We start from the raw sequence: 23,827 nt of genomic DNA on the forward strand, positions 1-23,827 counted from the left end.
CCAGCACAGCACGGCCCCGGCGGTGGTCAGCGCGCAGGTGTGGTTGCCCCCTGCCGCAATGGCCGCCACTCCGCTGGCCAGGCCTGTAACGGGTTGGGGCGTGGTTTTGTCGGTGGTGCTGCCATCGCCCAGTTGGCCTTGGTCGTTGCCGCCCCAGCACTGCACGGCCCCGGCCGTGGTCAGCGCACAGGTGTGCTGGTTCCCTGCCGCAATGGCCGCCACCCCGCTGGCCAGGCCCGTCACAGGCTGCGGCGTGCTCTTGCTGGTGGTGCTGCCATCGCCCAGTTGGCCGGAAAAGTTGAGGCCCCAGCACAGCACGGCCCCGGCCGTGGTCAGCGCGCAGGTGTGCTGGCTCCCTGCCGCCATGGCCGCCACCCCGCTGGCCAGGCCCGTCACGGGCTGCGGCGTGAGTCTTTGGCTGGTGCTGCCATCGCCCAGCTGGCCGTTTCCGTTGTAGCCCCAGCACAGGACGGCCCCAGCGGCTGTCAACGCACAGGAGTGGTTTGTCCCTGTGGCCATTTGCTGAACAGGCTGTCCCAGCACGGAGGCAGGTTCAGGCGCCTGTGCGTGGGCAGGCAACACTGCCATCAGCCAGGTCAGCAACAACGCTTGCGCCCATCGGAACCCCATGGCAAACCAAGAAAGCCTGTGACGGCGCGGCGCAGTGAAAGTGGCGTGGGTGTCCATGGAAGTGGCCTTCTGGTCGAATCAGGGGGTAACCGGGCCCTGTGGGACGGGTTACCTGGGTGCGGCTGCGAATCTAGAGGCTTTCACGCCGCCTGTCTGTCCTCAGAACTGATGACAGACAGCGGGGCGCCGCTGTCGATAATCTCGGCCATGCCTGCTGCCCCCGACGCCGCGCCCGAGCCTGCACCCCTGCCGATGCCCGCATCCACCATCCGCGTGGGCGTGGTGGAGGACGACGCCAAGACCCGCGCCATCCTGGAGCGGGCGATTTCGGCGCAACCCGACATGCACCTGGTGCTGCAGGCCGCCAGCCGCGCGCAGGCGCTGGCGCTGCTGCCGCGCCAGGCGGTGGACGTGCTGCTGGTGGACCTGGGCCTGCCCGATGGCTCGGGGCTGGACGTGATCACCGCGGCGCGCCAGCAATGGACCGCGTGCAGCGTGCTGGTGAGCACCATCTTCGGCGACGAGATGCATGTGCTGCCGGCCATCGAGGCCGGTGCCATGGGCTACCTGCTCAAGGACGCCACCGCCCCCGGGCTGGTCAACGAGATACGCAGCGTGCACGCTGGCGGCAGCCCCATCAGCCCGATGGTGGCGCGCAAGATCCTCGCGCGCACGGCCTTGCGTCAGGCGCCGCGCGAGGTGCAGGCCGAGGCACCCGCGGTGCAGGAGGTGGCGGCACCGCCGGCCCGGCCCACGGTAACGCTGTCGCCGCGCGAACACGAGGTTTTGCTGCGCGTGAGCAAGGGCTTCACCGCAGAGGAGACCGCCGCAGCCCTGGGCATATCGCACACCACGGTGCTGACCTTCGTGCGCCGCATCTATGCCAAGCTGGAAGTGCGCACCCGGGCCGAGGCCATCATCGAAGCGCAGCGCCATGGCTTCCTTGCGCACTGAGGCCCGGCTGGCGGACCATGCCGGCGGCCGCATGGGCCCCTGGCTGGCCGCCTGCGGCGCCCTGTGGCTTGTGTCGGGGCTGCTGATTCTGGCGGGAAGTGCGCCGGCTGGCCCAACGCACACGCCATGGCGCATCGATCAGGCCGTGCTGCTTGAGCAACCCGGCGCCGGGTGGGATGCTCCGGCCTCGGTGCCACGTGAGGCGCTGGACGTCACCGCCGGCAAGTCCGTCGCGCTGCCGCACGCGCGCTCGCGCTCTGTCGCCGAGACCGCCGCTTCGCTCAGCACGCTGCCACAGGTGGTGTGGTACCGGCTGCCCGTGCCGCAGGCGTTGCAAGGCCCCGGTGCGGTAGCCGCTGCGCTGTACCTGCCGCGCTGGCAGACCATCGGCAACGTGGCCGTGTACGTTGACGGCGCTCTGGTGCTCGGCACGGGCGAGCAGGGGGGCAGCCGGGTGTGGAACAGCTTCAACCAGCCGCTGTGGGAGCCCCTGCCTGCAGCAACGACAGGCGCAGCGCCGGCACACGGCACCACCGCCACCGGCCCTGCCACCGCGCCGCGCGAGGTGCTGCTGCGCATGGCCAGCCAGGCCGCAGTGGGCGGCGCTGTGTCCAGGGCGTGGATCGGCCCGGTGCCCGAGCTGCTGCCCGCCTACCGGCTGCGCACCTGGCTGCAGGTGGACCTGCTGGCCATTGTCTCGGCGGTGTACGTGGCGCTGGGCCTGATGGCGCTGGCTGTATGGTGCGTGCGCCGCAGCGACACGCCTTATCTGCTGTTCTTTGCCGCATCGTTGGCCCACGGGCTGCGCATGGTTCACTTCACCCTGGGCGACCAACCGCTGCTGCTGCCCGAGGCCTGGTTCGGCTGGCTCACGGTGAACGCGCTGGGATGGTCGATGGTGTTCATCTACCTGTTCATCCTGCGCGTCCACGGGCAGCGCCGGCCCCGGCTGGAGCGCGCCATGGTGCTGCTGCAATCGGGCGCGACGGTGGTCACTTTGCCCCTGCCCTGGCTGCTGCAGATCGATGCAGTCCTGCCGCTGGCCACTGCCGCTGCGATGCTGCTGCTGGCCGTGGTCGTCGTCTCCGGGAGCCGGGTGGCTTGGAGCGCGGGCACGCTGACGGGGCGGATGCTGGCCGTCTGGATGCTGCTTTTCATCCCCGCGGGCGTGTACGACCTGCTGCTGCAAAGCTATGTACTGGACACCGGGCCCCCGTACCTCACGCCCTACACCTCCATCGGCGCGCTCGCCGCCTTTCTGGCCATCGGCTACCGAAAGTACGTGGGCGCCATCCATGGTGTGGAAGTGGCCAACGCCGAGCTGGAGCGGCGCCTTGCCGCCCGCGAACAGGAACTGGCTGCCAGCTACCAGCAGTTGAGCGCGCTGGAGCGCCAGCAGACGCTGGACGCCGAGCGCCGCCGCCTGATGCAGGAGATGCACGACGGCATCGGCTCATCGCTGCTGAGCGCATTGCGCATGGCGCAGGAGAGCCAGCTCACCGAAGCCGACATGGCCCGCGTGCTCACCGAATGCATCGAGGACCTCAAGCTCTCCATCGACTCGCTGGAGCACGCCGACACGGACCTGCTGGGCCTGCTGGCAGCGCTGCGCTTTCGGCTGGGGCCACGCCTGCAGGCTGCCGGGCTCACGCTGCACTGGCGCGTGCAGGACATACCGCCCCTGCCCTGGCTGGACCCGCAGAGCGCGCTGCACATACTGCGCATACTGCAGGAAGTGCTGACCAACATCGTCAAGCACAGTGGGGCGCGCGCCATCGAGATTGCCACGGGCACGCAGTCCGGCTTTGTGATGGTGTGGGTGCGCGACGATGGCCAGCCCTATGCCGGCCCCGCACCCGACACGCACTCGGAACGCAGCCTGGGCAAGGGCCTGGCCAACGTGCGCAGCCGGGCGCTGGCCATTGGCGCCGAATACGCTTGGCAGATGGTGAATGGGCCGCTGAACGTGCAGTACCGCAACACGTTCAGCCTGAGCCTGCCCCTGCAAGCACCGCGCCGATAGAAACGGTTCTGTAGAACCGAGAGACGATTGGCTGATTCATGCACGGGGGGGTGCAAGTTTCAAGATGCATTCTGACCGAAAGCGGAAGTCTAGCTGGTCACGCTTTTGGGCTGTATCACCCAAGATGGCGACACAGCGAACTTGAACAGACGCTCATCGTCAGCGACCTGGGATGGCCACGAGCGCCGATCTGTGTGTCCAGTTCCAGCCGCTCCCGCTGTCCAATTCAATTCGCGCCCACTGTCCAGCGGCGACCGAAATACGCATGGTGTGGATCGCCGGGCGGCATGTGAGCTACTTCGGACGCAAGGGGGAAGTGCATGTGGAGCGGTTTCCGGATGCGCCCTGAGCGGCCAGGCTGGGGGATGACCCGGGCCTACAAACACACTGGAGGACTGGGGCATTTCTCCGTGCTGGCGAACACGCCCAGGTTGTCGGCGATGAGCATCTGCTCAGCTTCGCTGACTCGCCTTCTTGGGTGACACAGGGCACGGGTGCAACCAGCCAGACTGCCGCTATAGGCCAAAAGCTGCCATTTGGGGAGTGAAAAGTTGACGGCCGCTTCAGGCTTAACTGAGTCATTCGGTGATGGCTGCGTCCAATCGTTGCGAGGCTCGTTTGCGGTCAGCTAGTCTCCACAACAGCGACCTTTGGCACAAAACGCGGGCAGGTTCATGTCCTGTCCGGAGCACTAAGGGACGAGTGAAACGAGCCATGCGACAGCCGCGCAGGAAGTCGTCTCTGACACCTTTTATTGAAACACGCACACGCCCGATGACTGGCTTTTGGCCTGGTACATCGCGGTGTCTGCGGCGCGCAGGTAGTCGTCCACCGTCGCCAGCCTGGATGCACTGCTGACAAGTCCAATGCTCGCGCCACTGATCACGGTGTGTTCGCCGACCACATAAGGCGCTGCGAGGGCGGCGGCGATCTGTTGAGCGCGGTTGCTGGCCTCAGCGGGATCAATGGACTCCAACAGCACATTGAATTCGTCACCACTCATGCGGGCGACCAGATCAACCGCCCGCACGCAGGATTCGAGCCGCCGCGCCACCTGCTGCAACAGCCGGTCGCCCACATGATGCCCGTAGTTGTCATTGACGGCTTTGAACCCGTTGAGATCCAGCAGCAGCACGGCGAACATGGTGGTTCCATCGCGTGTTGGCACGCCATCACCATTCGCAGCCTCGTTCTGGTGCAGCGCCATGAGATTCGCGAGGCGATCACGGAACAACGGCCGGCCGGGCAAGCTGGTCAGCGCATCGTAGGAACTGCCACGGTCAGCCAGATCGCTCAACGAGCCCGCTATGCGCACCGCAACGCCGTCTTCAAACTCGGCGAGCCCGCGCCAATTGACCCACATCAGCCGTCCAGCCGCGTGGAACGCGCGGAAATCCACCGAAAAGTTCGGGCTGTTCCCCGACAGATGCCTGCGGTAGGCCGCCTGCACGCGCACGCGATCTTCGGGATCGATGAGTTGCTCCAGAAAGCTCCATCCACCGTCGTGTACATGATCGCCGCTACCCAGCCCGACGATCTGGTGAAAGCGCCCGGACACATGCAGGGCGTCAGTTCGCAAGTCCCAGTACCAGATGCCGTCATTGGATCCAAGGGTCGCCAGCGAATAGCGGTTTTCGGAGCGCAACAACTCAAGTTCGGTGTTCTTCTGCTGGGTGACGTCGATCATCAGGCCGATCATGCGGTTCGGCCGCCCCGGTTCGACCACTGCACGGCACAGATCGCGCACCCACACGACCTTGCCGGATTTTGCAATCAGCCGATAACTCATCTCGTAGGCATAGCTTTGCGTCGCGTTGTAGGCGGCATCATCGATAAGCAGGGCCTGCGCCAGATCATCGGGATGCACATGCGCCCGCCAAAAGCCCGGGTCAGACCGCCACTCCTCCACGGAGAAACCGAACAACCGTTCGACCTGCGGGCTCAGGAAAGTATTGCCCACGCCGATTTCAGCTTCCCAAACTACGCCATCAATGGTTTCCAGTAAGCGCAAAAAGCGCTGGCGAATCTCCACCAGCACCTGCTCGGTGACCTCGGTGATCTCGATCAGGACACCCTGGCGGCTGATCACCCGCTCCGCCGCATCCGTCTCCGGGTGGAGTTTCAGACGCACCCAGCGATAGTTCGCGTCGGCAAATCGCAACCGGAACACCGGCATGCCCGAGCGCATGGTGCCAATGTCGCCAGGATGCACAAATTCAAGCAGGGACCTGCCGAGCGCTGCCTCCACCGAATGGCCGGTGAGCGTTGTCCACGCCGGATTCAGGTAAGTGATCTCCCACAGCGCATCGGTCTGCACCACCGCCTCGGGTAGCAGTTGCAGTAGTTTTGCGGACGGCGTGAGAGGGGTAGGCATGCAGGGCTGTCGCGAAAAGGGAGTCAGGTGAAGCCGACGGATAGAAAAATCAACCACACCATATCAAGTATGGCAGGGGTTTTGGGCAGGCTCGTGCCCCAAAGCTGCCAGTCACCTCTTCCGGAAAGCGGTCGCCCAACGTTTGGGCAGAGCGGACGCCGATGCAGGCCATGAAAGAGTGGTACCAAGAGCACCCGGATCTGCTCCACAAGCGGCCATATGATCGTTCCGACGACCGTTGCGCTCAGCGGCTGGTCCCGGAAATCGGCGGATGATGCCTCAATCCTTGAGGCTCACGCCCAAGGCATCTAGCTTCTTTGCGTATGCGTCCCGGCGTTTTGCCGCCTTTGCAGCTGCGTCGACGGCTGCCTGGATGGCCTTCGGCCCCTTTTTCGCAGCAGCCTTGATCAATCCGGACTTGTGGGCAGCATCTGCCTCGGCCCGCTTGAAAGTAGCGACGATTTCTAAATCGGCAACAGATGGACTCACAGGTGTGCCCTTAAAGCTTGATGTCAGTGCGAAGCAACGCTGTTCTCAATTCGCGGGTAGCTGGTTTTGAAACATCGATGCCTTGAACCGCCAGGTCGAACGGTGAGCCAGGTTTGATACTGGTTGGGAGTATTTTTTTTACGGGATTCGTACTGGGGTACTTGCCACCAGCAGCACACATACGAACGGAAAACCCGAATTCGTCGAGCACCCCTTTTGCGTATAACTCCGCCAACTGCTGAAACGAAACGAATGTTGAGCACTTCACTTCTTTATCCCCCAGCTTACGGACGCTACGTACGATCTCAAACTTACCAAGAGAATCCCGTTGAGTATTCGTAAAGGGATGCACAGAAAACGTCTCACGAGGTCCTCCATTTTTAGACGCCAGCGTGTGCTCGACGGCGATATCAGTTAACAGCACGTTGTTTTCCTAGCGATTCAATAAGCCACAGTTATAAGAGCCAAATTATCCTCCATCACGCCCCAACGCCCGCTTGCGATTTTCAAACCAGGCTTCAGCGGGGCGATGCCCCTTGAGATGCGAAGTGTTCAACATTGACCGTGTTTGCCTTGCGCCACCCGAAAGCCGGGACCGCGTTGATCCCAGCGATTCTGTGCGCAGGCAACAGAGCGAGGTGTGTCACCCCGCCGCCACGGCCTCGACCTCCAGCAGCCAGGCCTCATCGTAAATGCCGGCGATGATGACCGTGAGCGCCGGCGCATGGCCGCCCAGCGCGCGCCGGCGCGCCTCGCCATTCTCCTGCGCGTATTGCCGCGATGAGAGAAACGTGGTCACCTTCACCAGGTTGGCCACGCCCATGCCCGCGGCATCGAGTTGGGCCCGGAGGTTGGCCCACACCAGGTCGGCCTGCTCCGCGAAGTTGGCGGGTACCACGCCGGCCCGGTCAACGGGGATTTGGCCGCTGATGACCAGCCAGCGCGTGGCGCCCTGCACGTCCAGGGCCTGGGAGTAGCCGCCGGAAGGCGCGGGGGCCAAAGGGGAGTTGACGGGGGTGAAGTGCATGGGTGGATGTCTCCAGCTGCAGCCTGGCCGCATGGGCTCGGTTCATCAGGTCCTCGACCAGCGGATGCTCGCGAAAGGGGTTGAGCCGCAAGCTTGCCACCGGATTGAACGCAATCTTCCGGCCGAACGCAGTGGATCTCACAAAGTGGAGCGTCATGACCTCCCCGTCAGGGTCCACCTCGACAGAGCGCAGATTGGTCAGCAGGACTCGCTCCGTGACCTCTCCACGACGGACCATCAGATGATCTCCGCAGTCCTGCACTTCATCTGCCAAATCGGAGGAAAAGACCATGTCCGTTACCCAGAAGAATGCAATCATTCCGCACGCTTCAAGGACCAACCGCCAGGACAACCCATCCTCCATCAAACGGACAGCAGCCAGTACCAGCAGTCCCGACACGATGATGAGAAAGCGGCCCCACTTGGAACGGGAAGACAAGGAAGAAGACAGTTGTCTCATGAGGCAAAGGTTCGGCGGATCTAAATTTGCTCGTCCCAGAAAGACAGTCCATGGACACGGAAGGTAACCGCGTCACCTTCTTGAAGAGACTCGTCTGCGAAATCCTTGTCCGACAGGAAAAAAGCCGCAGCACCAGCGACTGCAGTCACCACGACGGAACCGCAAGAATCGGAGGTAGCCCTTGCCGAAGCAATCCGGCCATGCACTTGAAATGAACCTTGCTCCTCCAGCGCGACCATTGCCTCCTCAAAAAAATGCGGTGGTGCAGCCCGTTCAAAACCGCTCACCCGCTCCTGAGCAAGCTCCACATACAGCGTTCGACCAAGATACTCCGAAGCGTCATCCCCAAAGGGCACAAGGCGCGCAGCGCCGCTGACCAGGGCCGAGGAGAACCGCACTGGATAGCTGGGCAGCTGCGTGAACCCCAGCGGCTTCATCGCACTGGTATCGATGCTTTCGATAGTGATGTCCATGGTCCATTGTCGCCGGAGCCCAGGCAGGTCAGGTAGAGGGCACCTGAGCCACGGGCCTGGAAAAGATGTTGACCAAACTTCCGTCGGGATCGCGCAGCAGGGCAGACCGGTTGCCCCAGGGCATCACCGTGGCTGGCATGACGATCTCGGCGGCGGCCTCCTCCATGCGTGCCAGTGTGCCATCCACGTCGGCCACCTCGAACTCCAGGATGGCGGACCGGTTCGATGCTGCCGTGGCGGCGCCCTGGTTGAACAATTGCACCAGGCGCTCCTCGGAGATCGCCAGCGTGGCGCCCTCCAGGCGCACCTCGGCAAAGCCATCGGCCAGGCGGGTCGCCGTGGTGCCCAACAGCAGCGTGTAGAACGCGACGAGCGCCTCGAATTGCGTTGTGACGAGGCGGACGGATGCAAACTTCATGCGAAGCTCCTTGCTCAAGAAAAGAAAGGAGCAAGGTTAGAAGGCGGTGCTGCCAGGCTCTGGCAGCAGGCTGTGCCTCTGGGCCCGAGCGGGCTGGCGAAGGCCCTCAAGAACGCCTGGCGCTTGCAGGCGCGCCGCTCGCAGCACAGCACCCGGGGAAACGCGAGGTCGCGCCCGCAGGCTCAACCACCCGAGCGCAGGTACTTCCCCAGAAACCCCAGCACCCGGCGCTCATACTCCTGAGGGCTGTAAGCATGCAGGTCCACATGCCCAGCCCCGTCCACCCGCCAGATCTCCTTGGGCCCGGTCGCCGCATCGAAGAGTTGCCGGGTCTCGGCCCAGGTGGTGTGCCTGTCCTGCGCCCCCGAGGCAATGAGCACGGGCGCCCCCAGCCGGGAAATGTGATCGATGGGCCGCAGGTCGCTGGTCGAGACCCCGGCACGCAGCGGCAGCTGCCACAGCAGGGGACCCGCCAACACTGCGCCCGCAGGGCCCAGCACCGTGGTGAGCCGGTTGGTCACCGCATCTTCGATGGTGGGGTACATGGATTCGAGCACCACCGCATGGGGCGCGGGGGAAGGCAGTGACAGCACGGTGGCGGCGGCGCCCAGCGACACGCCGACGACCGCGATGCGCTCGCCCGGGCATTCATGCCGCAGGAACGCAAGTGCCGCCTGCACCCCCGCCGCCTCGCGCGCGCCAAAAGTGATGCGCTCGCCGGTGCTTTCGCCGTGCGCCTGCAAATCGACCAGCAGGGTGGCATGGCCCGCCCGGTTCAGGAACCTGGCGCGGCCCAGCATCTGGGTGCGGTCCGAGCGCACGCCATGGAGCAGCAGCACGGCCCCCTTGCCTGGCTGCCCGGGAGAAAGCCAGCCCGCCACGTGGCCCGAAGGTGCGGTGTCGATGCGGACCTCGCGCGCTGAGAAATCCGGCGGTGGCGGACCCATCGTGCGGTTGGCAGGGTGGCTGAGCCATTCGCCAACAGCCCCCGCTGCCACGGCAAAGCCCAGCACCAATACCAGGGCGGCCAAAGCCGCTCCGCGCCAGCCCATCAGGTACAACGTGCGAGCGAAGTGGGCTCGAAAACCCGAGGCCTCACTTCGCCCCCTCCACGGAAACCTTCTCGAACGCGGGTTCCTGCGCGATGAGGCCATGGAAGAACCCGAAGCACGGATCGCTGGCACCGGCCATCTTCGCCTTGCCCAGCACGCGCTCCTTGAGCGAGCGGTGCTTGGTCAGCGACAGCACCCATTCGTGCTTGCCGTCCTCGCTCTCATTGGCGGCGGCGCCGACCATGTAGGTGCGGCCCTCCCAGCTCACATGCGCGTACCAGCCCCAGTCTTCGGCGTCTGCGTCGGTCATGTCCAGATGCGCGGGCACGCGCGTGCGCAGCCATTCGAGCAGGGAATGGCCCCGGATGGGATTGATGGGGTTGTCGGGCTCCCGCGAGACGTCGAAGAGCCGGGTGAGGAAGTGGATGGCAGGTTCCATGGATGAACGAATTGGCAAGGGGACGGGCCAGGCACTCGGCCAGCCTACCACCTCGGCACGCCCCCGCAAACCGGATTCTGACCATGCCCCTCAACTCCTGCGGGGCGAATTTGCGTACCATGCCGCCTGCCAAAGAGCCGATCGATCGAGCGAGCGAACACAACAACATCCCAGGAGACTGGCGCCACCATGCAGGCCCAACCCACCACGAGCCCGCCCCAGCCACTGGCAGCGCCTGCCGGCTTGGCAGCCCCCGCCTTCGAGCCCCTGCGTGCCTTGAGCGCCAGCCTGCTGCAGCTGGCCGCCCTGGCGCGCACGGCGCCGCCGGAGGGCCTGCTGCTGCAGGCGCTGGAAACGATGCGCAGCATGCTGGTGGACTTCGACACCGCCTGGTGGGGCGAGGTGTCGGCCGGGCATGCCGATGCGCCGCCGCGCAACTGGCTGCACGGCAGCATCGGCCTGGCCAAGGGCTTTGCCACGGAGTGGAATGCGCTGGCCATGGCCGATGTGTTCGCCCAGCAGTCCATGGACCGCCTGGGCGTGGTGCTGCGCGAGAGCGCCGACGACCTGCCCCCACAGGGCGTGGAGATACCGCCGGACATCGATGCCTTCTGCCGGCGCCACGGCCTGTACCACTGCATGGCGGTCACGGTGGCCATGCCGCGCAGCGGGCTGATGTTCTTCGTGAGCATGTACCGCGGCCCGGGCCGGCCGAACTTCACGGACCAGGAGGCGGCGCTGTTCGGCGAGTTCGTGCCGCATCTGCTGGGCCACTGGCAGCACCGGCTGGAGCAGTTGCAGACGGCGCCCGCAGGCAACGGCCCGTGGGACAGCTATGCGCTGGCCGATGGCGCGGGTCAATTGCTCTTCGTGGGCCTGCGCGTGGGGCTGGCGCTGCAGGCAGCGTACCCGGACTGGTCGGGCACCGCCCTGCCCCCGGCACTGCTGGCGGCCCTGCCGGCCACGTTGCCGGGCAGCCTGGCGCTGGGCCGCGCCTGCCGGCTGCGGCTGGAGGCCTGTGGGCCGCTGCTGGCAATCAGCATCCCGTCGCCCCACGCCGGCAAGCCGCCGCTGGCCCCGCGCGAGCTGAGCGCCGCCACGCTGTACGCGCATGGCCATTCGTACAAGGGCATTGCCGCCACGCTGGGCCTGACACCGGCCACGGTGCGCACCTACCTGCGCAGCGCCTACGCGCAGCTGGGGGTGCGCAACAAGGTGGAACTCGTCGCCGCGCTGCGCCGGCAGTGACAAAGTGGCTACGCCGAGCAACCTGCACCTTGCTTGCAACTGTCGCTGCCGAGGCCAGTGCCCCCGTGCAAGGGCCGCCCCGCCGCACCGGGGGCGTCCCCCTTCAAGGGGGAAGGCGCGAAGCGACTCAGGGGGTGACTGGTACTTTCCCTGTCCCTCTGCATTTGCAGAGGCGTCAAAACACCCACCCGTCCCTATCGTTGCGCCCGGAGCCCCAAGGCTTCGGAAAACCCAAGCAACAACAGGAGACGCATTCCATGCTTTCAACCCCACCGACCGCCGGCACGGCCAGCGGCCGCCCTGCGCTGCTCGCCGCCACCCTGGCCGCGCTGGCCCTCACCGCCTGCGGCGGCAGCGACAGCGGTGCCCCCGCTGCCAGCCAGCCGCTGGCCCAGGCCTGCCCGACCTACCGCACGGCCACCCTGCCCCATGGCGCCAGCATCACCCGCACGGAGCTGCGCGCGGCCGAGGGCCTGCTGCCCGAGGTGTGCATCGTGCGCGGCGAGATCGTCTCCTCGCCCCAGTCCACCATCCACTGGGCGGTGGAGCTTCCCGCAGGCGCGGTGTGGAACGGCAAGACCCTGACGGTGGGCGGCGGCGCGTTCGACGGATTCATCCCCACCGACGACCCGTGGTACCAGCACATCATCGGCGCGTCGGCCCACAGCTACGTGAAGATGAGCTCCGACTCGGGCCACCTGGCGCCCGGCTTTGCCTGGGGCGCGAGCGACGTGGCGCTGCGCAACCATGCCTTCGACGCCAACCACTTCGTGCTGGAGGTGGGCACGGCCATCGCCGCCGACTTCTACGGCAAGCGGCCCACGCGCCGCTACCACATCGGCCACTCCAACGGCGGGCGCTCGGCCCTGGCCGCCACGCAGAACTACCCCAAGGACTACGACGGCGTGGTGGCCATGGAGCCCGCCATCAGCCAGCAGGCGCACCAGACCAACCTGGGGCCCACGCTGCTGCACCACGTCTTCTCGAAACCCGAGAACTGGCTGAGCCCCGCCAAGATCGCGCTGTACGCCAAGGCCGAGACCGCGGCCTGCGACGCACTGGACGGCCTGGCGGACGGGATCATCGGCAACGTGGCCGCCTGCAACTACGTGCCCACCGAGCTGCTGTGCAAGGGCGCGGACAACGACAGCTGCCTGACCGCCGGGCAGATCGAATCGGTGCGCCTGATCTACGCGAACAAGGACGTGCCGGTGACCCTTTCGCAGGGCGCGCGCGGCTACCCTGGCTATGGGCGCGGCGGCGCGGCCACGTCGGACTGGGAGGCCTATGTGTTCGGCCCCAGCTTTGCGGCACGCGACTCGTTCAACTACATGGCCGCGCTGGCCGCGGCACGGCTGGTGGAGGGCAACCCTGCGGCGGACCTGCTCCAGCACGACCCCACCCGCTACCAGGCCCCGTACCTGCGCCTGGCGAACCTGATCGACGCGACCAACCCCGATATCTCGGCCTTTGCCGACAACGGCGGCAAGCTGCTGATCTGGTACGGCATGGGCGACGCCTGCGTGTCGGTGTACCGCACGGCCGAGTACCTGGACAGCGTGAAGCAGCGCCTGGGCGCCGGCAAGGTGCAGGGCTTTGCGCGCATGCTGACCTCGCCCTCCATCGGCCACAACCTGGACGGCCCGGGCACCGACCCGGTGAGCATCGACCTGCTGGCCGCCATGGACGCCTGGGTGGAGCGCGGCAGCACGCCCGACAGGCTGGTGGCCACCCGCTACGAACCCGCCGACCCGCGCGCCGGCAAGCAGACCCCGGTGCTGCAGCGCCCGGTGTGCGAGTACCCGAAGTTCCCGCGCTATGACGGCAAGGGCGACCCGGCCAAGGCGGAGAGCTTCAGCTGCTCCGCCGTGTAATACCCGCTGCGGCGCCGGGCTGCGGTCAGTAACTCGCGCGCAGCGTCACGCTGGCGTTGCGCGGCTCGCCGAAGAAGTTGCTGCGGCCCGTGGTGTACACGCGCTGCCAGTAGACCTTGTCGGTGAGGTTGGTGAGGTTGAGCGCCACCGTCCAGCGCGGGTCGATGCGGTAGCTGATGGCGGCATTGACAATGCCGAAGCCGGGGCGGTGGGTGTTGGTGGTGGCGTTGCCGCCGCTGGCGCTGCTGTAGGCGTTGACGCCTGCACCGACACTCAGCCCATCGAGCAGGCCGTCGTTGAAGCGGTACTGCGACCACAGCTTGACGCTGTGGTGCGGCGTGAGGGCGTTGAGCGGCAGGCCGCCGCTCGACGCGTCGCGCACGTAGCGGTTCTCGTTGTAGGCATAGCCGGCGTACAGGTTCCACTGCTTGGTGATGCGGCCCGAGACTTCGAGCTCCACGCCCTTGCTCTCCACCTCGCCCTGGGCGATGGAGAAGCCGGTGTTGACCGGATCGGCCTGGGCGCGGTTGACCTCGCGGATGCGGTACACGGCGGCGTTGGTGGTCAGCGCCCGGTCGAAGAACTCGCCCTTCACGCCGACTTCGAGCTGCTTGCCCACGATGGGGTCGATCACGCCGCCGCCAAAGGCCAGCTGCGTCTGCGGCGTGAAGGCGTCGCTGTAGCTCACGTAGCCCGAGACCTGCGGGGTGAACGCATAGGTCAGCCCGGCGTAGGGGCTGAGCTTGTGGTCCACCTGGTTGGTGGTCCAGGCGCCGGTGGTGGGCAGCAGGTTGCGGCTTTGCGTGTCGTACCAGCTCACGCGGGCGCCCAGCACCACGGTCAGCGGGTCGGTGATGCGCAGGCGCGTCTGGCCATACAGGCCGTACTGCGAGGTTTCGGACTGCGAGCGCGCCGTGGCCGGGCGGTCAGGGTACGGCACGGCGGAATGGTCGGGCGCGTACACATCCTGCACGTAGTAGTTGGCATAGCGGCCCGAGGTGGTGGCGCTGGTGTTGCGGCGCCAGTCGGCGCCGACCACCACGTCGTGCTTGCGGCCCAGGGCGTTGAAGCTGCCGGTGAGGTTGGCGTCGAGCACGTTCTGCTCGATGCGCGTCTGGTTGAACCACAGCATCAGGCTGGTGCGGCCGTTGGTGGGCGTGACCTGGCCGCTGGGCAGGTACAGGTAGTTGGTGGCCTGGTCGTTGCGGTAGCCGCTCCAGTGCAGGCGGGCGCGCCAGTCGTCGTTGAAGCGGTGCGTGAGTTCGGCGTAGACATACTTCTCGTCCTGCTCGGAGCGGTTCCAGTCCGCGCCCAGCCAGGTGGAGCGCGGCACATCGAGCAGCGCGCCAGTGGTGTACGAAGGCAGGCCGCCGGTAAGCCAGCCATCGACCTTTTGCGCATGCGCGCCGACCAGCAGGCTGGTGGTGGGCGCGAGCTTGAAGTCGAGCGAGCCGGCAATCGCATAACGGTCGCGCTGGGCGCCACTCTGGTAGGTGCCGCCCTCCTGCTTGGCGGCCGACAGGCGGCCCAGGATGGTGCCCGACTGGTTGAGCGGGCCGGTCACGTCGACCTCGGCCCGCTTGGTGGACCACGAGCCCAGTTGCACCGCACCCCGCGCCTGGAAGGCATCCTGCGGGCGCTTGCGCACCAGGTTCACGGCGCCGCCCGAGCTGGAGACGCCGCTGAACAGCGCCGAGGGCCCGCGCAGCAGCTCCACGCGGTCGAACAGAACGGCATCCCACGCGGCGGCGGTGCCCGGTGCGGGCACGCCATCGATCATGTAGTTGTTGATGGCGAAGCCGCGCGACGAGTACGAGGCCGATTCGCTGTCGAAGCGTTCGGAGACGTAGCCCACGGTCTGCTCCAGCACCTCTTCGACGTTGCGCATGTTCTGGTCTTCCATGCGCTGCTGGGTGACCACGCTGATGGACTGGGGGATCTCCTTGAGTTCGGCCGCGGCCTTGCCCACCGTGGCCTGGGTGCTGTTGTAGCGCTCGGTGCCTTCGGTGCTGGTGCGGTCCTGCTGGGCACGCACGGTGACCGGGGGCAGGTTGGTGGTGGTGGCATTGCCGGCGCCGACGGCGGGTTCTGCTGTTGTTTGCGCGCGGGCGGCGCTGGCGGCGAGAAGGGCCATCACGGCCAGCGCCACGGGCGCGAGGGACAAGGGAGATCGGGACATCATCGAAGGCCTGTGGGCGAAGGAAGGTGGAGGAATGCATGCCCCCATCACCGCGCCGACACTGCGCGCATGGATGCGCGGAGCGCGCGCAGCCCAGCCGCTGCACGCAATGGCAGCAAGCGCGGGGTCGGTCATGGGGGAGCGGGATTGGCTGGCTGGCGCGCAGGCGGCTCGCAGAGGCTGCGGGCCACCGGACGACCGCGAAGGGCCGCCGGGCACTGGCTGACAACACGGGTACGGCAACACCGTAACGCGAATCAGTTTTATTTTAGAACGATTTCAAGCGCATGCCGACAACCCCGGGAGGCAAACGGGCATAAGCGCCACGACGGACTCGCCCCGACCCCGGGCGTTGCGCCCGCCTGCTTGCAGGCACCGCACGATCAGCGGACGCGCAACAAGCACTGCACAAACCCGCGGCCACGGTATGTGCCGAATGTGTGCATTGCTTCACGACTGGCGGCACGAATGCGCAAAGCAGGGCCGCTGGGCCAGGGAACGCCAACACAATCGCACCTGCCTAGCGCTTCACACCTCCAACCGGGCTCCATTTCTTGAACAAATCCCCTGCACTCAAAGTCCTTCTCGTGGTCCTGATCGCCACGGCCGTGGTCACGCTGTATGTCGGCAAACGCTGGTACGACTATGTCAGCAAGGCCAAGTCGCCTTATGAAGAAATCGGCATCGCGCTCAACTCCAGGGCACCGGGGCCGCTCAACCGCTGGGGCTGCGCACAGTTGCAGGAGCGGTTTGCCAAGTCCATTCCCCCGTACGGTTGCGCTGCTGGCGATGGCCGGCAGTGGAAGTGACGCGAGCGGCAGGCAGCGCCCGCTCTGCAGCCGAAAAATCCCCTCTCCATCCCTTGAAAAGAGTCACCGTGTTCACCAAACTTCTGGCAGCCTCCGCTGTCCTGGCAGCCTTCACCCTGGGTGCCGCAGGCAGCGCCCACGCCCAAAGCTACAAGCTCAACATGCCGCTGCCCGAGGACAGCGACACCGTTCTGCGGGACATCACCGTCACGCCCAAGGGCACGACGGTGACCATCGTGGTGGGCAACACCAGCGACGGGATCGCGGAGGCCTGCATCCAGCCCAACCACCGCCCCGAGGCGTTCACGCTCAAGGACCTGGACAGCGGGCTGGTGCTCAAGCAGCTGAGCGTGTCGGGCATCAGGTCGTGCGCGAAGGGGATGGAGAGCATCCGGCCCGGCAAGCGCAAGATCGTGAAGGTGCAGTTCGAGCCCCTGCCGGCCACCACGCGCCGCCTGCAGGTGGCCGAGAACAACTGCAAGCAGAAGGAAGACGACGACATGGTGTACTACTGCTTTGCCGAAGTCGTCCTGAAAAGCCCGAAGTAATTCGCGGTTGCCTGCCGCCTGCGCATCGCCAGCCGACACGGGTGGCCAGGCGCCCGGTATCGGGGGCTGCCGCCACGGCAGGCCACCCATTTGTCGCCGCATCCGTGCCAAATGTCACACACCGGCGCCGCCGTTCCAAGTGTTACTTCCTGGCGCAGCCGCAGAGCCCACGCGTCCAGATAATCCGCTGCCATGGAGAGAGGAAAGGGGCGCGCTGCCAGCGCGCCCCCGGGCTCCATGCCGGACCGGAAAAACACACACAACCATTCGCGTGCCTCTATGAACATCCCTTCTGCCCTGCGCCTGGGCCTGGCCAAGTACCTGGCCTATTCGCTGCTTGCGCTGCTCTTGATCCCACTGGCCGCCTACCTGTTCACGGGGTATGCGCAGCGCGACGAGGACGCCCAGTTCATCGCCCGCATCAGCCAGCGCATCGATGCCGAAAAGGGCATGCCCGCGGCCGAAAAGCAGGCGCAAAAGGACTTCTACCGCGCCAACCCGCCCTCCACCATCTGCACCAACCAGGACCCTGAGGTGGCGGACTACCGCGAGGCCCTGTGCGAGACCTACGGCGAGCTGTGGCAGTTCAACCTGGTGCGCCAGGTGTCGCTGTGGAGCATGGTGGCCGGGGTCGCGCTGCTGGCGGCGGTGCTGGGCCTCGGTGCACTGGCTTTCGTCAACCGCCGGCTGCAGTACACCAGCTTCGTCACCGGCTGGCACCTGACCACCTGGGCCAGCGCCAGCTCGCTGGTCGTGCAGGGCGCCCTCGCGGTGTGGCTGTCGTTCTGGGTGACGGCGTTCTTCATGCACAAGTACTGGCCCAAGCTCATCATCCTGGTGGGGATCCTGGTCGCGTGCGGGGTCTTCATGGCGGTGGTGGGCATCTTCAAGCGGGTGCAACTGAACAACGGCGTCGATGGCGAGTTGCTCACCGAGGCGGATGCGCCCCTGCTGTGGGCACGCATCCGCCACATGGCCGAGCGTTTGAAGACCGAGCCGCCGCGCAACATCGTGGCCGGCATCGACGCCAACTTCTTCGTTACCGAGGCGCCGCTCACCGTGGGCAACCAGCGGCTCACCGGGCGCACCCTGTTCGTGAGCATCCCCCTGCTGCGCCTGCTCGACCAGGCAGAAGCCGATGCCGTGCTGGGCCATGAGCTGGCGCATTTGCGCGGCGGCGACACCCAGAGCAGCGCGCTGCTGGGCCCCAAGATCCACCAGTACGACCACTACCGCCACGCCATGCGCGAGGGCGGCCTGACGGCCGTGTTCCTGCCGCTGATCGACCTGTACCGCACCATCTTCGAGGTGGCGCTGGCGCGCGAAAGCCGCGCACGCGAGTTTGAGGCCGACCGCACTGCCGCCAAGTTGGTCTCGCCCGATGCGATTGCACAATCACTGGTGAAGATCGCCGCCTATGCGCAGTACCGCTCCAAAATCGAGAGCGAACTCTTCGGCCAGAACCGCAAGCACGATGCCGCCGCGCTGGGCATTGCCAGCTATGTGGCCCAAGGGCTACCACCCTATGCCGCATCGGCCGACTTCCTATCGGAGATGAAGACGGCCAACGTGCCCCACCCCTTCGACTCGCACCCCGCCATGCCCGAGCGCATGCGCGCCGTGGGCGTGGCCCTGGCCGAAAGCGACTACGGCGCCATCGTCGTGCGCGTGCCGGCCGCCACCTGGGCGCAGCAGATCCTCACGGCCGATGCCATCGAGCAGCGCATGTGGGGCGCCTACGAGCAGGCCTTTGCGGCAGAGCACGAGCGCAGCCTGGCCTACCGCTACGAGCCGGCCAACGACGAAGAGCGTGCGCTGGTGCTGCAGTACTTTCCGCCGGTGCAGTACGCCTTGAAGGGCAGCGACACGGTGACCGTCAGCATCGAGGGCATCGCCACCTCGGCCGATGGCGTGACGGTGGCCTGGGACGCCATCAAGGCGCTGGAATTCAAGGAGAGCACCTGGGGCAATGCCCTGATCGTCACCCACCCTGAAAAAGCCATGATCGGCGCCAAGACCAGCAAGATCAAGCTCGGCGGCCTGAAGAAGGAGAAGGACGCCTTCAACGCCAAGGTTGGCCACTACTGGCAACGCCACCAGATCATGCGGGCGCAGCAGCAGGAGGCCTGAGCGCCAGCAGAAGAAGGCGCGCGCCCGGCATTCAGCAGGCCTCCGACGCGCGCCGCGCGCGCCTGCGCCCCCACCAGATCACCACCCCGGTCACGCTGAGCACCGCCACGGCCAGGCCCAGCACGGTGACCAGAATGCGCCCCGGCAGGCCCGCGATGCGGCCCGAGTGCAGCGGGAACTGCAGGCGCATGAACAGATCACCGGCCGTGCCCTCACCCGGCACGCGCTGGCCGGCCAGGGCGCCGGTGGCACCGTCGAAGTACAGGCGCGGCGGGCCCAGGCCGGGGCGGCTGATGCCGGGCACATAGAAGTCCACGCCGTACAGGTCGAACGCGGGCCGGTAGGTGAGAAAGCCCGGCGGGTCGGCCCAGCCGCGGCGCAGGCCTTCGGCCCGCGCCCGCTCGACGATCTCGGCCCGGTCCACCTGCGGCGGCGCCTGCTGCGCAGGCGCGCGGCGCGGGCGCTCGTCGAAGGGGCTCGCGCTGGTGCGCGAGAACACGTTGACCACGGGCTCCATAACCTCGTCGTGCAGGTTCATGGCCACCGAGGTGACGGCCAGCACGAGCATCAGCACCCAGGTCCACACGCCGCCCGAGCGGTGCAGGTCGAAGTTGACGGTGCGCGCCCCGCGCGACCAGCGGAAGGCGAAGGACTTGCGCCAGGCCCGCCAGCGCGGAAAGGCCAGCCACAGCGCGATGAAGCAGTCCACCACCCAGAGCATGGCCACCGCGCCCAGGAACCACACAGCCCAGTCCACCCCCCAGGCACGCGGCAGGAACAGGGTATGGTGCAGCTTGTACAGGAAAGGCACGATGTCCTGGCTCGCCAGCGAGGCCTGGCCCCAGGTGCGCGTGCCCTGCACCTGGGCCGTGGCGGGGTGCACGGCCATCTGGTCGAAGCCGAGCATATGCGGCTGGCCGGTGGTGGCATCCATGCGCGGCGCCACCATCATCACCAGGGTCTGGCCCGGTGCGGCCGCCAGGGGCATGAAGCTGACCTGCAGCGCGGGGTGCGCGGCCTCCACGCGGCGTGCCACTTCGGTGGCGGGCAGCAGCGGAGCACCGGACGGCGCAGCGTAGTGAAAGCCCGGGTTGAGCCAGCGGTCGAGCTCGTGCTCCCACGCGATGACCGAGCCCGTGAGCCCGGCCATGGCGAGGAACACGGCCATGAACAGGCCGGCCCAGCGGTGCAGGAGTACCAGCAGCTTGCGCATGGCGCTTCAGAACGGAGTGGAGTGAAAGCGGCCGGCAGGCCAAGCGCGTGGCCCGCCCTGCCGGCGCCCTCTCCTTCCCACCCCTTGGATCAGAACCGGTAGGCCGCCGCGACCTTGACCTCGCGCCCAAAGCCCAGCGCGCAGAACTCCGCGCCGCCGCGGAAGGTGTTGCACTGGGTGCGGTAGCGCTTGTCCCCGAGGTTGGTCACGTTGAGCGACAGGCGCCAGGCACCCACGTCGTAGGCGGCCATGGCGTCGAACAGGGTGTAGCCGTCGTTGGTGGGGATGGGGCCGGTGGCGACGCGCAGCTCGCCCACCGTGGCGCTGATGTGGCGCACGCCCAGGCCCAGCTCCAGCGGGCCGCGCTGGTACTTGCCCCAGAGCGATGCCACATGCTCGGGCGTGGCGCCCGGGCGCTCGCCGACTTCGAGTGCATTGTTGCTGCGCGTGACCTTGGCGTTGAGGTACGTGTAGGCACCGATGACCGAGAAGCCCCCGCCCACGTCGCCCGAGCCCTGCAGCTCCAGCCCGCGGCTGCGCACCTCGCCGGTCTGCACGTCGAAGCGCGGGTTGATGGTGGAGGGCGTGCGCACGTTGCGCTTGCGCAGGTCGAACACGGCGGCGCTCAGCGTGTAGCCGGCGCCTTGCGGGGCGTAGCGCAGGCCCACCTCGGCCTGGCGCGCGGTCTCGGGCTCGTAGGGCGTGCCGTTGGCGTCCACGGCGGTCACCGTGGTCAACGGTGGCTGGAAGGCGGTGTTGAAGCTCACGTACGGTGCCAGGCCATTGGGCGCCAGGTAGATGGCGCCCGCGCGGCCGGTGAAGGCGTTGTCGCGCCGGTCCACATGGGTGGTGGTGAAGGCGGTGTTGTTGGCCAGGCGCGCATCGTATTGCGTGTCGATGCGGGCCGTGTCGTAGCGGCCGCCCAGGCTGAACACCCAGCGCTCACCCAGCTTGATCTGGTCCTGCAGGTACAGGCCCACCTGGGTGTTGCGCGCCAGGGCGCGGTCGCTCAGGTAGTTGTTGCCCCAGTCGGGCTGCACGTACACGGGGTTGACCAGGTCGATGGGCGCCACGGCGCCGTTGAGCGAGTGGATGCGCCAGTCGAGCTTGGAGTGGTAGTAGTCGAGCCCGGCCAGCAGCTGGTGCGAGACCTCGCCGCTTTTGAGGCGCGCCTCCAGGTGGGTGTCGACCACCAGGGTCTTCTCGGCGTCGGGCCGCACCATGGCCAGGCGGGCCATGCTGCGCTGGTCGGCCAGGAGGCCGCGGTTGCGCATCTCCAAGCGGTGGTTGCTGCCGTCGAGGTAGCGCAGGTTGTGGCGCACGGTCAGGCTGTCGCTGAAGGAGTGCTCGAGCAGGTAGCCCAGCGACCAGGCCTCCTTGTGGTGGCCCGAGCCCGGGCCGTTGACGTTGATGCGCTCGCTGGCCGGGCCGGCGGGCGTGTTGCGGTAGTAGGGAATGATGTAGCCCGTGTCGTCCTGCTGGTGGTGCGCCAGCAAGGTGAGCGTGGTGCGGTCGCCCTGCAGGGTGATGGCCGGGGCCACGTAGGTGCGGTCGTTGCGCAGGTCGTCCCACTGCGTGCCGGCCTCGCGCTTGAGCACGGTGAGGCGGCCGAGCACGGTGCCCTGCGCGTTGAGCGCACCGCCGATGTCGGCCGTGGCCTGGCGCCGGTCATGGCTGCCCAGCTCCAGCCCCACCTCGCGCTGCATGCCGGCGCGCGGGCGCTTGGTCACGGCGTTGATCAGCCCGCCGGGCGCCGACTGGCCGTAGAGCACCGAGGCCGGGCCGTGCACCACCTCCAGCCGCTCCAGGCCATAGGGCTCCAGGTTGGTCATGAAGCCGTTGTGGATGAGGCGCATGCCGTCGCGGTACAGGCCGGTGCCGGTGAGGTAGAAGCCGCGGATGGAGACGTCGTCGTCGGTGATGCCGTAGTCCGCCGGGCGCACGCCCGCGCTGTAGCGCACGGCCTCGGCCACGCTCGATATGGCCTGGTCGCGGATCTGCGCGGCGGCGATGGTGGAGACCTGCTGCGGGGTTTCGAGCACGGGCACGTCCATCTTGGTGGCGCCCGCGCCGCGCGTGGCGCGGTAGCCCTCCACCGGGCCCCACGCGGCCTCGCGCTCGGCCGCCACGCGCACGGTGGGCAGCTGGGTGTCTGTGGACGAGGTGCGGCCCGCCGCTGCGGGCGCAGGCGCTGGCGCGCCGCGGCGCAGCGTGTAGCCGCCACCGTTGCGCGGCACGGCTTCGAGGCCGCTGCCCACGAGCAGGCGGGCAAAGCCTTCTTCGACCGCCGCCACGCTGCCCTGCAGGCCGGGGCTGCGCAGGCCTTCGGTGAGCGCGGGCTCGAACGACAGCGTGACGCCGGCTGCACCGGCATAGCGCGAGAGCGTGGGACCCAGCGGGCCGGCGGGGATGTCGTAGCTGCGCGTGGCGGCCTGCGCCGCCGTGCCGCCGGAAGCGCTGGTTTGCGCCCAGGCGGCGGGCGATGCCGCCGCCGCGATGGCGATGCCCACGCACAGCGCATGCGCGGCACGGGCCAGCGGCGTGGCGCGGTTGGTCAGCAGCGGGGCATCTTGGTGTAGCAGCGGGGTGCGTCTGCTCGGCAGGTGGTCAGCATCAACGGGCGCCATGCGCGTCCTCCTCGGGTTCGTTCGGGTTGGGTTGGAGTGGCAGGAACTGGCTTGATCGATTGATCACCAGCGCCTTCCAAACCATGCCGAACGGTTCCCGAAAAAGGGACACGCTTTTGAAAACTATTTTTTGGGGGGGTGCGCATGCACCTGCCCTGCCCTGCCCTGCCCTGCCCTGCCCTGCTCCGCTTGCTCAGGCCATGGCCATCGCGGGTTCCTGGCGCTGGGGTGCTGGCGCCAATTGCTCGTCCACCCAGCAGCCGTATTCGGCCGATGCCTGCAATGGCTGCACCACGAGCTGGGGCAGCGTGTAGGGGTGCTGTTTGCGCAGCAGCGCCATCAGCGCGGGCATGGCGCTGGCGGCGGTCTTGCAGGCCACGCGCAGCTCGCGGCATTCCTCGAGCGCGCCTTCCCAGTGGAAGTAGGCGGTGATGGGCTCCACCTGCACGCAGGCGGCCAGCCGCGCGTGCAGCACCGAGTGGGCAAGGCGCTTGGCCTCGGCCTCGGTGGCGACCGTGGTGGTGACCATGAGGATTTCGCGGGGGGCGGCTGTGGCTGTGGCTGTGGCTGCGGTGGCAGTTGCAGTTGCGGTTGCCGCAGCCGTGGCCTCTGCGCAGGCGGTGCTCGTTGTCGTCGTCATCAACATGCTTGTCTCCCGGGGGGCGCTGTGATGGAGCTGGGTCGGGGAGTCTGCCACAGGTAGGGGTTGGGGTCTAGTGCTCCTGGCCCTGGTCTATTTTGGCGCTGGCTCTGGGGCGATGGTTGATTTGTGCTTTGGTTGAGGGCGGGGGCCGGGATGTGCGCCCGGCGGCGCAGTAACTTTCTCTTGCGTCGCCAAGAGAAAGTCACCAAAGAGAAGG

At 67.1% G+C, this 23,827-nt stretch carries 20 protein-coding genes and 1 pseudogene; 8 read left to right on the forward strand and 13 right to left on the reverse strand.

What is annotated here, in order from left to right:
• A partial coding sequence (locus AC07PA_RS26770) for an RCC1 domain-containing protein (protein ID WP_494655399.1) occupies positions 1 to 687 on the reverse strand: 687 nt, incomplete at its 3' end.
• Between the two features lie 150 nt (positions 688 to 837).
• On the opposite strand from AC07PA_RS26770, the gene AC07PA_RS26775 reads away from it, so the two are divergent.
• Positions 838 to 1,584: a response regulator gene (locus tag AC07PA_RS26775; RefSeq protein WP_494607720.1), complete on the forward strand. Its 747-nt coding sequence runs from the start codon at positions 838 to 840 to the stop codon at positions 1,582 to 1,584.
• A complete protein-coding gene (locus AC07PA_RS26780) occupies positions 1,565 to 3,607 on the forward strand; it encodes a sensor histidine kinase (RefSeq protein WP_494607718.1) in 2,043 nt (680 codons plus the stop codon). Before AC07PA_RS26775 ends, AC07PA_RS26780 begins: the two co-directional genes overlap by 20 nt.
• A gap of 751 nt (positions 3,608 to 4,358) precedes the next feature.
• Here the strand turns inward: AC07PA_RS26780 and AC07PA_RS26785 are convergent.
• Positions 4,359 to 5,981: a PAS domain-containing protein gene (locus AC07PA_RS26785; protein ID WP_494607716.1), complete on the reverse strand. Its 1,623-nt coding sequence runs from the start codon at positions 5,979 to 5,981 to the stop codon at positions 4,359 to 4,361.
• Positions 5,982 to 6,133: 152 nt separating this feature from the next.
• Between AC07PA_RS26785 and AC07PA_RS26790 the strand changes: the two are divergent.
• Positions 6,134 to 6,256 (forward strand): annotated as a pseudogene (locus tag AC07PA_RS26790) (IS481 family transposase); the annotation flags it as partial.
• A gap of 4 nt (positions 6,257 to 6,260) precedes the next feature.
• On the opposite strand, the gene AC07PA_RS26795 reads toward AC07PA_RS26790, so the two are convergent.
• The 7 genes from AC07PA_RS26795 to AC07PA_RS26825 form a co-directional block, all read right to left on the reverse strand.
• Positions 6,261 to 6,470, reverse strand: a complete 210-nt coding sequence (locus tag AC07PA_RS26795) for a hypothetical protein (protein ID WP_081497244.1) — start codon at positions 6,468 to 6,470, stop codon at positions 6,261 to 6,263.
• A 10-nt stretch (positions 6,471 to 6,480) separates the two neighbouring features.
• Entirely contained in the window at positions 6,481 to 6,894 is a 414-nt protein-coding gene (locus tag AC07PA_RS26800) for a hypothetical protein (protein WP_081497245.1), read from the reverse strand.
• Positions 6,895 to 7,113: 219 nt separating this feature from the next.
• Entirely contained in the window at positions 7,114 to 7,497 is a 384-nt protein-coding gene (locus AC07PA_RS26805; protein ID WP_494607713.1) for a RidA family protein, read from the reverse strand.
• A 480-nt stretch (positions 7,498 to 7,977) separates the two neighbouring features.
• Entirely contained in the window at positions 7,978 to 8,430 is a 453-nt protein-coding gene (locus AC07PA_RS26810) for a hypothetical protein (protein ID WP_494607711.1), read from the reverse strand.
• 28 nt (positions 8,431 to 8,458) lie between these two features.
• Positions 8,459 to 8,848, reverse strand: a complete 390-nt coding sequence (locus AC07PA_RS26815) for a VOC family protein (protein WP_494607709.1) — start codon at positions 8,846 to 8,848, stop codon at positions 8,459 to 8,461.
• Positions 8,849 to 9,030: 182 nt separating this feature from the next.
• Positions 9,031 to 9,879: an alpha/beta hydrolase gene (locus AC07PA_RS26820; protein ID WP_494607707.1), complete on the reverse strand. Its 849-nt coding sequence runs from the start codon at positions 9,877 to 9,879 to the stop codon at positions 9,031 to 9,033.
• Positions 9,880 to 9,943: 64 nt separating this feature from the next.
• Positions 9,944 to 10,339, reverse strand: coding sequence for a hypothetical protein (locus AC07PA_RS26825; protein WP_494607705.1), 396 nt, complete (start codon positions 10,337 to 10,339; stop codon positions 9,944 to 9,946).
• Between the two features lie 189 nt (positions 10,340 to 10,528).
• Here AC07PA_RS26825 and AC07PA_RS26830 point away from each other — a divergent pair, with 189 nt between their 5' ends.
• Both AC07PA_RS26830 and AC07PA_RS26835 read left to right on the forward strand, forming a co-directional pair.
• Entirely contained in the window at positions 10,529 to 11,587 is a 1,059-nt protein-coding gene (locus tag AC07PA_RS26830) for a helix-turn-helix transcriptional regulator (RefSeq protein WP_494607703.1), read from the forward strand.
• Positions 11,588 to 11,844: 257 nt separating this feature from the next.
• Positions 11,845 to 13,461 (forward strand): tannase/feruloyl esterase family alpha/beta hydrolase, encoded by a 1,617-nt coding sequence (locus tag AC07PA_RS26835; protein ID WP_494607701.1) that lies wholly within the window; start codon positions 11,845 to 11,847, stop codon positions 13,459 to 13,461.
• A 25-nt stretch (positions 13,462 to 13,486) separates the two neighbouring features.
• Here the strand turns inward: AC07PA_RS26835 and AC07PA_RS26840 are convergent, their stop codons facing one another.
• On the reverse strand, positions 13,487 to 15,640 hold the full coding sequence (locus tag AC07PA_RS26840) for a TonB-dependent siderophore receptor (protein WP_494607699.1): 2,154 nt from the start codon (positions 15,638 to 15,640) through the stop codon (positions 13,487 to 13,489).
• A 554-nt stretch (positions 15,641 to 16,194) separates the two neighbouring features.
• Between AC07PA_RS26840 and AC07PA_RS26845 the strand changes: the two genes are divergently transcribed.
• The 3 genes from AC07PA_RS26845 to AC07PA_RS26855 all read left to right on the forward strand — a co-directional run bounded on the left by AC07PA_RS26845 (position 16,195) and on the right by AC07PA_RS26855 (position 19,127).
• Positions 16,195 to 16,449, forward strand: coding sequence for a hypothetical protein (locus AC07PA_RS26845; RefSeq protein WP_035206421.1), 255 nt, complete (start codon positions 16,195 to 16,197; stop codon positions 16,447 to 16,449).
• Positions 16,450 to 16,517: 68 nt separating this feature from the next.
• Positions 16,518 to 16,997, forward strand: coding sequence for a hypothetical protein (locus tag AC07PA_RS26850; protein ID WP_494607697.1), 480 nt, complete (start codon positions 16,518 to 16,520; stop codon positions 16,995 to 16,997).
• A gap of 279 nt (positions 16,998 to 17,276) precedes the next feature.
• Positions 17,277 to 19,127: a M48 family metallopeptidase gene (locus AC07PA_RS26855; protein ID WP_494607695.1), complete on the forward strand. Its 1,851-nt coding sequence runs from the start codon at positions 17,277 to 17,279 to the stop codon at positions 19,125 to 19,127.
• A gap of 31 nt (positions 19,128 to 19,158) precedes the next feature.
• On the opposite strand, the gene AC07PA_RS26860 is transcribed toward AC07PA_RS26855, so the two are convergent.
• The 3 genes from AC07PA_RS26860 to cutA form a co-directional block, all read right to left on the reverse strand.
• Positions 19,159 to 20,340 carry a PepSY-associated TM helix domain-containing protein gene (locus AC07PA_RS26860; protein WP_494607693.1) on the reverse strand — a complete coding sequence of 394 codons (1,182 nt, stop codon included), beginning with the start codon at positions 20,338 to 20,340 and terminating at the stop codon, positions 19,159 to 19,161.
• 89 nt (positions 20,341 to 20,429) lie between these two features.
• Positions 20,430 to 22,967 carry a TonB-dependent siderophore receptor gene (locus AC07PA_RS26865; protein ID WP_494607691.1) on the reverse strand — a complete coding sequence of 846 codons (2,538 nt, stop codon included), beginning with the start codon at positions 22,965 to 22,967 and terminating at the stop codon, positions 20,430 to 20,432.
• Positions 22,968 to 23,160: 193 nt separating this feature from the next.
• Entirely contained in the window at positions 23,161 to 23,496 is a 336-nt protein-coding gene (gene cutA / locus AC07PA_RS26870) for a divalent-cation tolerance protein CutA (protein WP_494607689.1), read from the reverse strand.
• Between the last annotated feature and the right edge of the window lie 331 nt (positions 23,497 to 23,827).

This window comes from Acidovorax sp. GW821-FHT09B03 (assembly GCF_059418305.1).

Excerpts from the sequence above, each read along its gene's own strand:
- AC07PA_RS26775 (WP_494607720.1), top strand. The coding sequence starts at position 838 with ATGCCTGCTGCCCCCGACGCCGCGCCCGAGCCTGCACCCCTGCCGATG.
- AC07PA_RS26780 (WP_494607718.1), top strand. The coding sequence starts at position 1,565 with ATGGCTTCCTTGCGCACTGAGGCCCGGCTGGCGGACCATGCCGGCGGC.
- AC07PA_RS26785 (WP_494607716.1), bottom strand. The coding sequence starts at position 5,981 with ATGCCTACCCCTCTCACGCCGTCCGCAAAACTACTGCAACTGCTACCC.
- AC07PA_RS26805 (WP_494607713.1), bottom strand. The coding sequence starts at position 7,497 with ATGCACTTCACCCCCGTCAACTCCCCTTTGGCCCCCGCGCCTTCCGGC.
- AC07PA_RS26810 (WP_494607711.1), bottom strand. The coding sequence starts at position 8,430 with ATGGACATCACTATCGAAAGCATCGATACCAGTGCGATGAAGCCGCTG.
- AC07PA_RS26815 (WP_494607709.1), bottom strand. The coding sequence starts at position 8,848 with ATGAAGTTTGCATCCGTCCGCCTCGTCACAACGCAATTCGAGGCGCTC.
- AC07PA_RS26825 (WP_494607705.1), bottom strand. The coding sequence starts at position 10,339 with ATGGAACCTGCCATCCACTTCCTCACCCGGCTCTTCGACGTCTCGCGG.
- AC07PA_RS26830 (WP_494607703.1), top strand. The coding sequence starts at position 10,529 with ATGCAGGCCCAACCCACCACGAGCCCGCCCCAGCCACTGGCAGCGCCT.
- AC07PA_RS26835 (WP_494607701.1), top strand. The coding sequence starts at position 11,845 with ATGCTTTCAACCCCACCGACCGCCGGCACGGCCAGCGGCCGCCCTGCG.
- AC07PA_RS26840 (WP_494607699.1), bottom strand. The coding sequence starts at position 15,640 with ATGTCCCGATCTCCCTTGTCCCTCGCGCCCGTGGCGCTGGCCGTGATG.
- AC07PA_RS26855 (WP_494607695.1), top strand. The coding sequence starts at position 17,277 with ATGAACATCCCTTCTGCCCTGCGCCTGGGCCTGGCCAAGTACCTGGCC.
- AC07PA_RS26860 (WP_494607693.1), bottom strand. The coding sequence starts at position 20,340 with ATGCGCAAGCTGCTGGTACTCCTGCACCGCTGGGCCGGCCTGTTCATG.
- AC07PA_RS26865 (WP_494607691.1), bottom strand. The coding sequence starts at position 22,967 with ATGGCGCCCGTTGATGCTGACCACCTGCCGAGCAGACGCACCCCGCTG.
- cutA (WP_494607689.1), bottom strand. The coding sequence starts at position 23,496 with ATGGTCACCACCACGGTCGCCACCGAGGCCGAGGCCAAGCGCCTTGCC.